Consider the following 13,481-nt stretch of genomic DNA (forward strand, 5'->3'; position numbering starts at 1 on the left):
TCTATGATCATCGTCAATGTAAAGAAAAATTATCTATATGTGCCCGAATATCTATCCGATATTTACGTATAACTATAATAGGGACTGTTCATGATTCGGTTATTTTTTCGTATAGCATTTTTCTTCTGTATATTACAGGCGTCTTTGATTCAGGCATGTCAGATAAGTACTATTGACTTCAAGCCTGATTCGTTTCTTCCCTGTTTAGGAGAAGATGTAAATAAAGCGCTAATTAAGGGTGATTTCGAAAAATTTAAATTTTATATAAAAGACATAAAAAATAATGCAACAGACGAACCTGCAAGTGGTGACATTAAACGTTACCATTCTAGCTCTATTGGCTACCTGCCAATAAAATTTGAAAAGAATATGCTTGCTTTTTTTCTTCTATACTCGTCCTTTAAAGAAGATGTTCTATTTTCAAATGCTTTATATTTTTCAATGCGAGAGAATAATCTTAATTTCTTTATGAAAATTTTTAAAATCATGAGATTGAGGTATCACGGAGAAAAATTAGATCGTCTTTATGAATTCATTTTTATGACTGGAAGACATTATAAGCGTTACGAATTTTTGAAGTATGCTTGGGAGAAAATTGAAGATAAATTAGATTTTATTTTTAAAATACCAACGGTGACTGACTTAATACATAAAAAAATAATTCCTTATAATTTTTTGTCTGATGATAGAGGTGTTGAATATATTTGTGAAGAAATATTTAAAAGGGATAATGGTTTCATTTTATATAGCTTTTTAAAACTAGGCCTAGATATATTCAATATTAAGTATCTTGATGATGAAACATTTTTTGACTACTTAATTAGGAAAAGAAGGTTTTTTATCTTCTCTGACTCATATTTGAATAATCTAATTACACTTGAAATGTATTCTGAAAAGAAGTTGAACTTTCTTGCGTCTGCTGATCATATTCTAAATCTTGAATCTTTCAATAGTCTCGGGCGCAATAAAAAAGGACATGTAGACTTCAATGGTGATACTAGAGTTGAGAAATATGGCAAGTCGTTACGTGAGTATGCATGGCAAAGCCAGAACTATATTTTATATTTTCACCTTAGTAATAACAAACTCGATATCTTAAATTCATATCAGGATAGAATCGATAATCCTATCCAAGCTACAGAAAATCTCTTATGGCTTGGTACCGAAATTGCTAAGTATTATCATGATGAAGATAGAGTGAAGCAATATAATACGTTAAACTCGTTAATTGGGTCATTGAAGATGTCTGATGGTCGTTTTAAGTATACTTATGATTTAATCACTTTAGGACATCAACAAGATTTTCATGTTACACCAAGGGACACCGTAGAAAAAAGCCTTAATAATTCTGTTAGTATGGACATTGATAAAGCCTTAAACTCTTCGCCTTCTTTTCACGTTGAACAAAATAAAGTAACACCTAAAAATACAGATGTAATTGAACATAAATCTATTGATAGTAAAATAAAGGCCTTTGAACTCGGTGTCCCTCGATCTAAGGAGTTAATTGTAAAGGATTCCTTTCTTTATGCGGGGATTGGTGAAATTAAAATTTGGCCACAGATAGAAAAAGGGAAGTTATTGATTGATAACTTATTATGTTTAGATCAGTATTTTAATATTGTTGATCTCGTGAAGGTTAGTTCTATTAAAATTGGTGAAGCAAATAATTCTATTCCGGCAAAACGATATGACTTCTTTGCAGACAATCCATTATCTAAGAAAGTGATAGATTGTGAATTTGCCATTAACCTCGAACTTAATCCACATCTCAAATTACCTTTTGTTTATAATCCTGATGCTAAGATTCATGTTCTTGAAAACATCAAAGAAGATGAGTTATTCACTAAAGACTCTGAATTGTTAAATATAAACTTTATGAATAATGATTATAATATACAAAGACATCCTGGCACTGGTAACTTTAGCATTAACACAAGTTCAGGTCGTTTTTATTTTGGTGCTTATATTTGTGACCCCAATGGTACTCCTGGGTCCAGCATGTTATGTGATTCTTATACTGCTATATATCGTATGGGTGACTTCAATGGAGATGGTGTTCTGGACTTCCTCGTTACTGCCAAGAATGGATACGATTTAATTCTTTCGGATCCTGATACACAATACTTTGTACTTAATTTTAACAGTCCTCCATGTTAATGGAGTCAGACGGTTGATGTCGGCCCAGGCAGGTTATGGCAAGTATAGTAAAGGCCAAGATTGTTAGTGAGCTTAGGACAGTGGCCTTGGGCGATGTTCCAAACTTCAGTACTCCATAGATTATCTGCTCTCGCACATTGGATATAAACACAGTTCTATCTTTTAAGCAAAGAGTGTCACAAATTCTTGTTAAGCAATTTTCATTAAAAAAAAGGATGCCATTACGAAATTGGGTATTATTTAGTTCATTTCAAATGACACCTCAGAATCACAAAGCTATAATTTAAGCTATGTATACGCTTCGAAATTATCAACAGGAAGCCGTTGATAATACAATTAATTACTTCAAGAAAAGACGTGAGCCTGCAGTTATTGTACTTCCTACTGGAGCAGGAAAAAGTCTCGTCATTGCAGAGCTTGCACGTGTCGCCAAAGGTCGAGTCTTGGTCCTTGCACACGTTAAAGAACTCGTTGAGCAAAACTACCAAAAGTATATTAGTTACGATCTTGAGGCCGGGATATTTTCAGCAGGGCTTAATCGAAAGGAAGTAAATCAAAAAGTTATTTTTGGAAGTATTCAATCTGTTGCCAGAGCGGAGAAAGATTTTTTTAAAGATTTTACTCTACTTGTAATCGATGAGTGCCATCGTGTAGGTCTTGATCAAGATAGTCAGTATGGACAAGTTATTCGTGAAATTAAAAAGGACAACCCAAGTGTTTGTATTCTGGGTCTGACTGCAACGCCATATCGTTTAGGACTTGGATGGATTTACAATTACAGTCACCTTGGTATTATCCAAACTGAAGAACAGCGCTTTTTTAAACAGTGTGTTTACGAGCTTTCTCTGAAGTACATGATTCACAATAAATTTCTGACTCCGCCAGTCAAAGTTGACATACCTGTGACCTCTTATGACTTTTCTGAGTTAGGTGAATCAGACCGTCCTTACTCTGTTGCCCAAATTGAGAATATCTTAAAAGGGCAAAGGAGATTAACTCCACTTATCATAAAAAATATTATCGATATCACTGAACACTACGATCGTAAGGGAGTGATGATTTTTAGTAGTACTGTGAATCATGCAAAAGAGATTCTTGATTATCTGCCATCAGGCGAGGCGAAAATTATTCTTGGTGACACTGACGATGCCCAGCGAGATGTGATTATTGAGGAATTTAAGGCCCGTAAATTTAAGTATCTTGTTAATGTTTCTGTTCTAACAACTGGCTTTGATGCTCCCCATGTCGACGTTATTGCAATTTTGCGCCCCACCGAATCGGTGAGTCTATATCAACAAATTATTGGACGTGGTTTACGCTTAGATGAGAAAAAGAAGGATTGCTTTATTCTCGATTATACCGGTATGGGACATAATATTTATACCCCGCAGATTCGCGATAAGAGACCATCTAAAGAGACCGTTCCTGTCGTTGTTGAATGCCCTAAATGTGCACACCAAAATGATTTTTGGGGCGTTGTTGATCTTGATGGTGAAGTCATCGAGCATTTTGGTCGAAAGTGTAAAGGAGGAAGTCACGACCCTCGTACTTATGACTTCATTCCGTGTGGTTATAAGTTTCGTTTTAAAATTTGTAATCAATGTGGTTATGAGAACGATGTGACGGCCAGAGATTGCAAGAAGTGCAAGACGATTCTTATTGATGCTGATTCAAAATTAAAGCAAGCGAAACTTTCTAAGAATGCCCATGTCTTACGTCCCGATACTGTTACAATGGCAGAGCGTGTGGATAAGAATGGAAATAGTTTTCTGGAAGTGCGCTATTATGATTGTGATGCAGAGTCTTTAAGTGAACATCATTATTTAAAAGGTGAGTCAAACTTAAAGAAATTTAATATCAACTTCCTTCGCACTCATCTCAAACGGCCTGAAATGAATCTTGGAATTAAGAGTGTCGAGGAAGTCATTAGTCAACAGTCTCGATTTAGAATGCCTGCTTTTGTTATCGCTCGCAAGCAGGACAAGTTTTGGAAGATTACAGAGAAAGTATTTATTGAAGAGCTATCGCAGGCGATGATTAATCGTCATACTCCTCAAGATTAACATCATCTTCTTGTTCTACTTCAAAGTCTTTTTCAATTTTGTTACTCATTCCAGAGTCATATGTTGTTGAATCTCCTTCTGACTCGTAATCCTCATCATCGTCGCTATTTTCACTATTATTGATCGAGTTAAAGGCCTTTGCTGGATCTTGAGTTTCTTTTGTTGCTGCTTTTTGATCTACAGGGTCTTCATTTGGTGTTTCATAAGAATTAGAGTAGCTATCTTGAGGTTCTTCGTTATATTCACCATCTTCAGCACGTACTACTGGAGAATAAATAAGTAGGGTGATTATTAAAAGTAAATTCTTCATTCTCTCTCCATCAATTAATCTGTCTTAAATGTTACACTAATATTAGCATTAACAGTGATGTCTCCACTTTCAATTGTTGGTCTCGCCATCATTTTCGCTTCCATACGAAGAGGTGTAGGACCTTGATAAGTTGAAACATTTTCTGATATGGCCTTTACATTATTAATAGATAGTTTCGCTTGTTTTGCTAGAACTTCTGCTTTCTCTTTAGCATCTTTGAAAGCATGTCTCAAAGCTTCTTTTTCAAGTGCTGATTTATCTTTGATTTGAAATTGAATAGAGCCAATTTCACTAACTTCTTTTGCGCTGAGAAAATTGATTATATCTGGGATTTTTCCAAGCTCATCAATTGTGATAGTCATCTCATTGACGACTTCCATTCCAATAAGTTTCGGTGGCTGATTTTGTAGGTATTGATAGCGTGGGTTCAGTGAATAATGTGTGGTTTTCAAGTCTTGTGTCTCAAGGGAGAATTTAGATTTTAAATCCTCGATAACCTTATTCATTTTCTTGGTATTTTTTTCTTGTGACTTCTTGGCATCAGCTTCTTTTGTAATTACTTTGAAGGTTAGTTTAGACAAATCTGGAGCAGCACTAACGGCACCATTTCCTACGACTGAAATATCTGCTTGGCAATTAATCATTATAGCGAGAGTGATTAGGCACTTTTTCATACTAAAATACTCCATTAAAGTAGAGGTCTACAGATCTATTTTAGTATTGATATGTAATCTTGTCTATTCGGAATAATCTCTAAGCATTTCACTTCGACTTTCAACAATATCGTGAACTTTCATTGCATCTTCTTGTGCAGGTGTACGAGCTTCTGGGATGATATTGATAACATCTGCTTGGGTAACCGGCGAGTCATAATCTGTCTCGATTTGCATTTCAATTTCTTTTTTATAGTCCAAGTCACCGTGTGCTTGATAATAATCAACTGCAGCAAATGTCCTTAAACTGAATAAAATTGTTAAATATACTTTAGACATAATTATCTCCTTCAACCCAATTCTTGTAATTGTGATGGTAAATCAACAGGAAAATCACTAAGAAAGTCTTTCGCTAATGATTTTGGCATACCTGATAGCGTCTCAACACTTACTAGTGTATCGTTAAACTCCTTATCGAGAGGATCGTCATTCCTCAATAAATTCTTTAGTATTATAGCATGCTCAAGGTTATTAGAGAGAAAGTCATTTTTAATCTTTGCTGTTAAGTAGTAGTAATTTTGGGAGTATAGAATCCAAAATGTCTTCACAATCGATTTTAGGGTATGCAGACGTATTCTTTCGTTAGAATTAAGAAAAGCCTTCCATGTTTCTTTAATATCACTCTCATAAAGCTCAAGTGACATTTTTTCGTCGTCAAATGATAGGTAATGAATAATACGCCCAAGATCATAGAGAAAACTCTTTGCAAAACGATGATTGCCACTTTCTCTTGCCAAAAGTCCATAGTGAAGAAAAGAATGAATTGCCTGGCGGCAAAGATCCTCCTCTTCAATAAGTAGTTCAATATTCATTCTGTAGTAGTAGGAGATATAATTAAACTTAGTTGGACTTTTAGACTCAAGTGCATCTTTTAGCATTGAATTTAGAGTGGAAATGATCAGCCTACTAATTTTCTTTTCGTGAAGATTAATGCACATGTCATTAGTCGTTGTCATTTCACGACATATTAATGGAAGGAGATCTGATTCATTCTTCCCAAGTGTTTTAGTCTGCTCAAGAACTTTTGAAATTATATAGGCTTCTGGCCACATTTTCTCTTTTTTGAGATGATATTTCCCCTCCTCTGAAAGTCCATTGGAGAAATGAAAGTTCTTATTGCGCCAGCTTCTTTCATTGATTTTACTCTTTTCCTCAATAAGTTCTCGTAACAAATTAAATTGCTCATTAATAACTAGGCGAATAACTGACTTGTCTTTTCTTTGAATAGCGGTTGAGGCCATATTTGAAATCACATCAATATATGAAAAAAAATTTTTAGTTCTTTTTACATATTTATCTGTGTACTTCTCAATCGACAGTTTATTAAGTTCTTTTAATGCGTATTGACCTGTTAAGGGAATAAAAAATGATGGTCGAATAAACTTTGAAATTAAATAGAGCACAGGAATGATTGAAAAGGTCGCCACTATTGTAAGGGTGAAAGAAATAAAAGAAATAAGTTGAAACCATCGATGATCACTACTTATCAAGTGTGATATTGTAATAAAATAATTTGTAATAAGCATGAAGCATATAGACCCAATTGCCAGAGGATGTGAAACAAATAACCGAGCAAGATGGGGGCTGTAGAGATTAGAGGTTAGAGTTACAATAAGTGCCATGACTGTAATGATGGCGCCAAAGTAAGAGTTTATCGACCTATTTGTCGCCGCTAATGATGACATCTCTTTTATTGTAAAATTATCACCTGTCCAAATCACCAGACCAAGAACTCCAATAAGAACAAATAGGAGAGTGCTAAAAATTATAATTCCATTTGTGGGATTTGATCTCATGCTGCGCTTCCAATTATTGTTCGCAGTCTTTTATCTAGTACTCCTCCTTTTATCGGTTTTTTTATAACGTCGACCACTCCAATTGAACGTAGGTCAGTCTCAATATCCTCATCATAATGAGCGGTGATACAAACTATCTTTATGTTTCTTCCCTCATACCTCTCTTTTATAATTTGTATGAGTTTAGGGCCAGAAATTTTAGGCATCATAACATCGAGGAGAATGATTTCTATTTCCTTGTCATAATCTTCCTCAATAATACTAAGTGCATCGTGACCATCGACAGCTTCTAAAACTTCGAAACCTAAGTTTTGTAACCTCAATGAGAGTAAGAAGCGTACATCTTCACAATCGTCTACAACGAGAACGTGGTGTTTTGTCATAATTACCTCTATTAGGATAATTATTGTTCACAAGTATGAATATTCTATGAAGAGTATTTGAGGATTTGTTCGCTCTCTCGCTTCTAATTACAAAAGACATTGAAATTATTAATGAATTTCTTGCTCTATAGCGACCTTTGTCGTCCCTATATCATTCTCATCATGTGGATAGATTGGATCATTTAGCAATTCTTCTTTGCCAAGTTTTTTTGCCCATAGAATATGGTCATTATCAAGTTTCCATAGCACAAAATTTTCAGATAAAACTTCAGGACGTTTATTTAGACCATATGTTTTCACCAAGCTCGTAACTACTTCTTTAAATGATTTTTCTCCCGGACGATATTCAAAAGACACGTGTTGTATGAATTCCTTCCCGTTATCATTAAATACCTGAGCATGAAAGTAGCGTAGTCCTGGAATGGAACTTGTCGAGCTTAAAACCTTCATTGCGCCAGTGTCGGAGTTTTCACTTTTTGTTATTTTTGGCGATAACCCCAGATCCTTTAGGCTTAGGGCCATTGCTGTAAGATCAACCTGTGAAAGATTTACTTCAGCAAGAAGATTAACTGTTGAAGAAAGACTCTGAGTCTGAGCATTATCTTCGATTTCAATAATAAAGTCATCAAGCTGTAGTTCATTATTATCAACTGATTGTTCTTTATTATGTTGATGATCATCAGACATTTCTTTGGCAATGATAGCAATTTTATTTTGATCACCTACATCTAGGCCATCGATACCTTTCAAGTGAGTTTCAACTTTTTCATGATCGGCCTTAATCCTTTGATCATTTGTACGACCGAGAAGTACGTAGGCTACTAAAGCTATTGCAAGGGAGAGTAGTATTTTTCTTTTCATTAGAAATTCATTCCTTCCCATTTTAGTAGATAATATGTTGGGTCGATTAAATCGCCTCTTCTTCTATACTTATTACCTGTCGTCGATAGAGGTCCTTTGTGGTCACCTTTAAATAGCTCAAAGTGAAGCATCGGACGACAGCAGTTAGAGTTAACAACTCCCATATATCCAATTCTTTGGCCCATCTTTACAGTCGCTCCTGCACGAATTCCACTTGGTACATCGCCGGTTAGCTCTCCATACCTTACAACAAATCCACCACTATGTTTAACTTCAAGGGCGTACGTTCCCTGATAGAAGTAATAAAGGTTTTGTATTACTTTTCCTGGAGCTACTGCTAATATCGGCTCATCTTTAAAGCGATAAAGGTCACACGCTGCATGCGTTCTCGTTCCACTACCTCTTCCGGCACCAAATCTTCTCATCCCTGATGTAAATGAGTGAGTTACTTTTTCCACAGTAGGGAAGTTACAACATTTCTCATCATCAATTCCAGTTATTGAAATATCTTTCTCTAAATCATTCTTTGGTTTTTCTCCAATGTAGCGACACTTCTTCGCTGGTAGCACAAACTTCTTTGCGACCCAACCAATTGTCTGATCTTTTTCAGATCTTGTTGAAAATTTTACTTTTATAAATTCATAACTCACGCCATTGATTTCTTTTTCTTGCGTATCTTGAGAAGGATCAAAACTTTGAAATCTTTGTACCTCTTCTCCTTTTGATGCTGTAAATAACACACGCTCAAGAGAATCATCTCTGACATTTAGAACATCATTTGGAAGACAAATCACATCGTAGTCGACAGTTTCTTCAGGAACTTCAAGTATCGTTTCTTGTTTTGCAAGCACTGCAGTTGGATTAAAATCTAGTATTTCATCAATTTTAATTTCCATTTCTTCGTTTATTGCTGCAGTCTCTTCTAATGATGATGCTGTACTCGCGCGCATAGATTCCGATATCACATCGTCCTCGTGTAGTGAAGAGTTCTTAAGATGATCATTATTTGAATCTTCAATGGGTAGAGTTTTTACTTCTGCTAGAAAATCATTTTCCTCAGGCGAAATCCCTACTAAAAGATTATGTGATTTACTTGTAATACTTTCGTAGTTTTTAAAGACAAAATATTTTCGTTCATTACCACAATTGAGATATTGGTAATTACTATTATTAAGAACGATAAGATTCTGTATTCTCTCCTGATTTGGTACACTGATAATAAAATCTTCCACTGGCCTAATACTTCGATTGTAGAGATAACCTTTATCGCCGCGTTCTGAAAACCAGCGTGTATATTTTAGGTTGTCAATTCTATTGCGACCGACGATTTGAATATTCTTATAATTACTCTTCGCGTAGCCATCAATCTCTTTAATCAATGATCCAATTACGAGATGTGATTGTCTGACGTTATTATAATTTCTAAGGTTTTCAGTTTGTGAAGATTTCTTTCCCGAATAGCTTGAGATAGCAAATGGTATACTTTGAGCCTCTTCAATGTGACAGTGGCGAGCATCAATTAGTCCCTGTTGATTATCCCATATATAGATAGGAGCTCCATCATTTGCATTGGAGGTGATTGCCATTAAAGTTACTAATGTAGTTATTGCTATTTTATTTTTCATAATATCCGAATGATGCAATAAGTAAGCCATCTTGGTTCACATAATATTAGTCATTTATATCCTTATTTATGTTAAACTTTTAGACACTTCTTCTCCTTCATTGACGCTTTTTCAAGTACCTAAATTGACACTGATTTAAATTCAAGGTATTTAGGAGCATCGAATTTATTATTTTTTGGCGAATCAAGGCAAGCCTCCTTTTTTCGTTTTTCACTTGGAGGTTTGAGTGGGATCACAACTTTACGTAGGCAACATTTCTTTCAACACTAAAGAAGAAGATCTTAAAAACTTTTTCTCTGCAGCTGGAACAGTAAACTCTGCTAAAATCATCATGGACAGAGAAACTGGAAGAAGCCGTGGATTTGGATTTGTTGAAATGTCTTCAGCTGAAGAAGCTGAACAAGCTGTAGCTACTTTAAACGGTAAAGAGCTAGGCGGAAGAGACCTAAGAGTAAATATCGCGGAAGAAAAGAAAGATCGCGGACCAAGAAGAAGATTCTAGTCCTTGTTAGAAAATAAAAAGTACTCAAAAACGGAGCTCGTTGAACTTGTAAAACAACGAGCTTTTTTTAAAAATAAAGAAAAGTATCCTCCCCGTGAGCATTCTAAAAAGATTGATCGACTACTTGGTATAAAGGTTTCCAAGATTGAACAATCGCTACTAAAGAAATATCCCCCATATTATAAGACAGATAATAGCGGTAGAAAGAAACACAATCTCGACACACAACTTTGGATCGGACTACATCCACAGGTCTTACAGACACCATATGTTGATATTGTAAACTTTCTTGAACAACTTGAAGACTTCAAGCTTGAACGTTTTGTTGACCTTGGTGCTGGTTATGGCCGCATTGGCGTAGTACTTGGAAGTATATTTCCTGCAGCTTCATTCATTGGTTATGAACTCCTAGATAAGCGCATTCAGGAAGGCATTAGAAGTTTTGATCGCTTTGAACTGAGTGACCGCTGTACAATGGCCGGACAAGATATTCTTGCTCGCGACTTTGAAATACCACAAGCCGATGTTTATTTTATCTACGATTTCAGTAACAAGGACGACTTGAGAGTTATTCTTAATCAGTTATGTCAAATTGGTCGGGAAAGAGATATTTTTCTGGTAACGAAAGGGAAGTGGTCAACAAGCCTAATCCAAAATAGCTACTCAAACTTTACCCAAGGATTTAATCCATTGATCACCGAGCGTTGGTCAATTTTTTCAAATTTTGTATCGTTTAGTTAACTTGTTAGTTGAGATAATATTCAAAAGAAGAGTATTCATTCTTTACGCGATCAAAGACTTCAATAATTTGATCAAATTGATTTTCAAGATTTTTTTGGCTGATCTTACTATTTAGCCAGTAGATAGAGATATTAGGGTCAATATAACTTAGTAGGCAGTCAAGCAGGTCATCAAGATTATTTCCGTAGTAGCTAGGAAAGCTTAGCATCATAGATATTTCTTGATGGAACTCTTCCATTGTTGTGATAAATGAACCTGATATTTGAATTTCTCTTCTCATTGAGATCTTATATTATTTATTACACTATAATTCAAATAATTGTTTGGTCTTAATGTCCTTATCTGATTCCTCTTCCATTGGAGTGAATTCGGGAATAATTGAACTCGGTCCTTCCTCTAGCGTAGTAGGTGCAGCACTATTTTCTGTTGCTGATGCGCTTTCGGGCATAGGGCCAGATTTTGTAACAATTTCTATTTTCTTTTGCTGCTCCTCAAGATCTTTTTGAAGTTGTTCGATCATCTCTTGTTGCTTGATTAAGTCAAGGCCAGTTACATCTTCTATCTCTTCAACTCCATCGATAAATGCTTCATAACCAGTATAAGAAACCGCAGTTAAAAAAACTGAGTCAATTAAGAACCTCATTGCACTAGTCGACTCTGGCGCATGCCACTTAGGAAGGCTTCCACGATTATTTGCCTCAACCCATGCCTTGTCCATTTTCTCTAATAGCATCGCATTCTGATGAAGCTTATTGTCTGGAACATTTGCCTTTAGCCATTTGTAAACTTCATTCCACCTGTCATGGGCATCAACTCTTCTTGCAAAAGTAATAAGAAACTCAGAATCTCCAGTTTTACTTTCAATATTTAAAATTAACTTCACAAGATCCTCTGCACTCGCTTCGGAAAAAAGCACGCGATCAATATTAGGGAAGTGTTTAGTGATATCTCTCATATCAATCATCTTCGAACGGAAAAATTTTCTAACAGATGAGTTGTTAAGCTTTGGTATCTTCGCTAATGTAATATCGATCAACTGGTACATTAATTTATTTGGTAGCCTTGAAGATAATGACACCCACATTTCTGTCCAGCGCTGTCTTTCCAAATACATAATACGTGAAATTCTACTCTCTCTTAAAAGATGTTCTATACTTGCAAGAGAAGGCCTGACGAGGCTCGTTCCATTTTGACATAACTTACATGTTGCGAGAATTTCCTCTGTTGCAAGTTTTTCTAATATTTTACTTGCTTTTTCTTTGCTTGCATCATTCGTAGTTAATCTTTTTTCCAAAAACTCAATTGCTACTTTGTATTGTTCATAACTTTTTTGAAGACGAAAGCTTTCACTAATTGCAAGATCGTTAAGTTTGGTGACCTCTTCTTGGAGTAGGGTTCTTAATGCCTTGATCTCTATGCTAATATCGATAGTATTATAGATATGATTTACATTATAGTCTTCGATAAGATTTTTAATTTGCGAGTCAATCTCACCAGAGATATCAAGTTTCTCCAATGCTTGTTTTAGATTATTAACATATTTCATACTTCTAAGAGTTATGAAGTAGCTTGATTCAATTTCCTTAAATAATGGTTCGAAGCTCGTTGCTATTGCATATGGACTATCAAGATCAAATGCGGATTTTATTTTCGCAAATGCACCATGATGTCTCATTTGCTCAATCGTGATATTTCGCTCACCAATTTCCATCCAATTTTTAATTGAACTTTCTAATCTTCTTTCACGATGTGTGTAATTTAAATCATTCAGGTACTGATTGTATTTCTGATATTTCTTACTCTCGATATTTTTAAAATTATTTTTGAAGTTAAAAATTTCTACATTACAAGAATCGAAACTTTCTTGTTTCGAACTGGGATATCTTCCAGGGAATTGTGAGCAACTTGTGATAAATAATAAGTATATAGCAGCTTTTTTCATAATTTATTATCGGATTATTTTTCTTTTATTTTATTATTAAATGAGCTCGGCAGAATATTAAACCCGATTCTTTTACTTAGTTTTATGAAAAATGGGAGAGTTACAGGAGCAAATGGAAGTAATAATAGTGCCCCAAGGCCTACCGTTCTAAGAACATCACGAAACTGTTCATTCGCCCATTTGACTTCATCATCTGTTGCTCGCTTTTTGAGCATTCTTTGGTAAATCTCTAGCATCTGTGCACTTTCCGTGCTTTCTTCATGAAGAATACGCTTCATTTCTTTAAGTCCTATAACAAATTTTGAGCGCAGAAGCCGTGAGTGACCCACAATATAGAGTATGACAACAAGATATATTTTCTTCATAATTTAGAGTATCGGCATAA

General features: G+C 35.2%; 14 protein-coding genes. 4 read left to right on the forward strand and 10 right to left on the reverse strand.

Features of this window, described 5'->3' with window-relative positions; all coding sequences use genetic code 11:
* Window positions 1–90: 90 nt before the first annotated feature.
* Both M900_RS12105 and M900_RS12110 read left to right on the forward strand, forming a co-directional pair.
* Window positions 91–2,160 carry a hypothetical protein gene (locus M900_RS12105; RefSeq protein ID WP_157680650.1) on the forward strand — a complete coding sequence of 690 codons (2,070 nt, stop codon included), beginning with the start codon at window positions 91–93 and terminating at the stop codon, window positions 2,158–2,160.
* A gap of 290 nt (window positions 2,161–2,450) precedes the next feature.
* Complete coding sequence (locus tag M900_RS12110; RefSeq protein ID WP_021275073.1) at window positions 2,451–4,223, forward strand: DEAD/DEAH box helicase; 1,773 nt, start codon at window positions 2,451–2,453, stop codon at window positions 4,221–4,223.
* Here M900_RS12110 and M900_RS12115 read toward each other — a convergent pair.
* From M900_RS12115 to M900_RS12145, 7 genes are all read right to left on the reverse strand, one after another.
* Window positions 4,198–4,533 (reverse strand): hypothetical protein, encoded by a 336-nt coding sequence (locus tag M900_RS12115; RefSeq protein ID WP_021275046.1) that lies wholly within the window; start codon window positions 4,531–4,533, stop codon window positions 4,198–4,200. The genes M900_RS12110 and M900_RS12115 overlap by 26 nt on opposite strands.
* Before the next feature lie 14 nt (window positions 4,534–4,547).
* Window positions 4,548–5,207: an SIMPL domain-containing protein gene (locus M900_RS12120; protein ID WP_021275168.1), complete on the reverse strand. Its 660-nt coding sequence runs from the start codon at window positions 5,205–5,207 to the stop codon at window positions 4,548–4,550.
* Window positions 5,208–5,270: 63 nt separating this feature from the next.
* Complete coding sequence (locus M900_RS12125) at window positions 5,271–5,525, reverse strand: hypothetical protein (protein WP_021275211.1); 255 nt, start codon at window positions 5,523–5,525, stop codon at window positions 5,271–5,273.
* Window positions 5,526–5,536: 11 nt separating this feature from the next.
* Complete coding sequence (locus M900_RS12130) at window positions 5,537–7,042, reverse strand: hypothetical protein (protein ID WP_021275099.1); 1,506 nt, start codon at window positions 7,040–7,042, stop codon at window positions 5,537–5,539.
* A complete protein-coding gene (locus M900_RS12135) occupies window positions 7,039–7,425 on the reverse strand; it encodes a response regulator (protein ID WP_021275253.1) in 387 nt (128 codons plus the stop codon). The genes M900_RS12130 and M900_RS12135 overlap by 4 nt, the downstream gene beginning before the upstream one ends.
* A 108-nt stretch (window positions 7,426–7,533) precedes the next feature.
* Entirely contained in the window at window positions 7,534–8,286 is a 753-nt protein-coding gene (locus tag M900_RS12140; protein ID WP_021275131.1) for a hypothetical protein, read from the reverse strand.
* Entirely contained in the window at window positions 8,286–9,911 is a 1,626-nt protein-coding gene (locus M900_RS12145) for a M23 family metallopeptidase (RefSeq protein ID WP_021275236.1), read from the reverse strand. Before M900_RS12145 ends, M900_RS12140 begins: the two co-directional genes overlap by 1 nt.
* Before the next feature lie 226 nt (window positions 9,912–10,137).
* Here M900_RS12145 and M900_RS12150 point away from each other — a divergent pair, with 226 nt between their 5' ends.
* Window positions 10,138–10,413, forward strand: a complete 276-nt coding sequence (locus M900_RS12150) for an RNA-binding protein (protein WP_021275143.1) — start codon at window positions 10,138–10,140, stop codon at window positions 10,411–10,413.
* A gap of 3 nt (window positions 10,414–10,416) precedes the next feature.
* Complete coding sequence (locus tag M900_RS12155; RefSeq protein WP_021275048.1) at window positions 10,417–11,154, forward strand: SAM-dependent methyltransferase; 738 nt, start codon at window positions 10,417–10,419, stop codon at window positions 11,152–11,154.
* Window positions 11,155–11,158: 4 nt separating this feature from the next.
* On the opposite strand, the gene M900_RS12160 is transcribed toward M900_RS12155, so the two are convergent.
* The 3 genes from M900_RS12160 to M900_RS12170 are packed head-to-tail and all read right to left on the reverse strand — an operon-like array spanning window position 11,159 to window position 13,461.
* A complete protein-coding gene (locus tag M900_RS12160; protein WP_021275179.1) occupies window positions 11,159–11,434 on the reverse strand; it encodes a barstar family protein in 276 nt (91 codons plus the stop codon).
* A gap of 24 nt (window positions 11,435–11,458) precedes the next feature.
* Window positions 11,459–13,096: a hypothetical protein gene (locus M900_RS12165; protein ID WP_021275202.1), complete on the reverse strand. Its 1,638-nt coding sequence runs from the start codon at window positions 13,094–13,096 to the stop codon at window positions 11,459–11,461.
* A gap of 14 nt (window positions 13,097–13,110) precedes the next feature.
* Window positions 13,111–13,461, reverse strand: coding sequence for a hypothetical protein (locus M900_RS12170; protein ID WP_052600817.1), 351 nt, complete (start codon window positions 13,459–13,461; stop codon window positions 13,111–13,113).
* Window positions 13,462–13,481 lie beyond the last annotated feature (20 nt).

The sequence above is a fragment of the Bacteriovorax sp. Seq25_V genome, from assembly GCF_000447795.1.
Lineage (GTDB): Bacteria > Bdellovibrionota > Bacteriovoracia > Bacteriovoracales > Bacteriovoracaceae > Halobacteriovorax_A.

Excerpts from the sequence above, each read along its gene's own strand:
- M900_RS12105 (WP_157680650.1), top strand. The coding sequence starts at position 91 with ATGATTCGGTTATTTTTTCGTATAGCATTTTTCTTCTGTATATTACAG.
- M900_RS12110 (WP_021275073.1), top strand. The coding sequence starts at position 2,451 with ATGTATACGCTTCGAAATTATCAACAGGAAGCCGTTGATAATACAATT.
- M900_RS12115 (WP_021275046.1), bottom strand. The coding sequence starts at position 4,533 with ATGAAGAATTTACTTTTAATAATCACCCTACTTATTTATTCTCCAGTA.
- M900_RS12120 (WP_021275168.1), bottom strand. The coding sequence starts at position 5,207 with ATGAAAAAGTGCCTAATCACTCTCGCTATAATGATTAATTGCCAAGCA.
- M900_RS12125 (WP_021275211.1), bottom strand. The coding sequence starts at position 5,525 with ATGTCTAAAGTATATTTAACAATTTTATTCAGTTTAAGGACATTTGCT.
- M900_RS12130 (WP_021275099.1), bottom strand. The coding sequence starts at position 7,042 with ATGAGATCAAATCCCACAAATGGAATTATAATTTTTAGCACTCTCCTA.
- M900_RS12135 (WP_021275253.1), bottom strand. The coding sequence starts at position 7,425 with ATGACAAAACACCACGTTCTCGTTGTAGACGATTGTGAAGATGTACGC.
- M900_RS12140 (WP_021275131.1), bottom strand. The coding sequence starts at position 8,286 with ATGAAAAGAAAAATACTACTCTCCCTTGCAATAGCTTTAGTAGCCTAC.
- M900_RS12145 (WP_021275236.1), bottom strand. The coding sequence starts at position 9,911 with ATGAAAAATAAAATAGCAATAACTACATTAGTAACTTTAATGGCAATC.
- M900_RS12160 (WP_021275179.1), bottom strand. The coding sequence starts at position 11,434 with ATGAGAAGAGAAATTCAAATATCAGGTTCATTTATCACAACAATGGAA.
- M900_RS12165 (WP_021275202.1), bottom strand. The coding sequence starts at position 13,096 with ATGAAAAAAGCTGCTATATACTTATTATTTATCACAAGTTGCTCACAA.
- M900_RS12170 (WP_052600817.1), bottom strand. The coding sequence starts at position 13,461 with ATGAAGAAAATATATCTTGTTGTCATACTCTATATTGTGGGTCACTCA.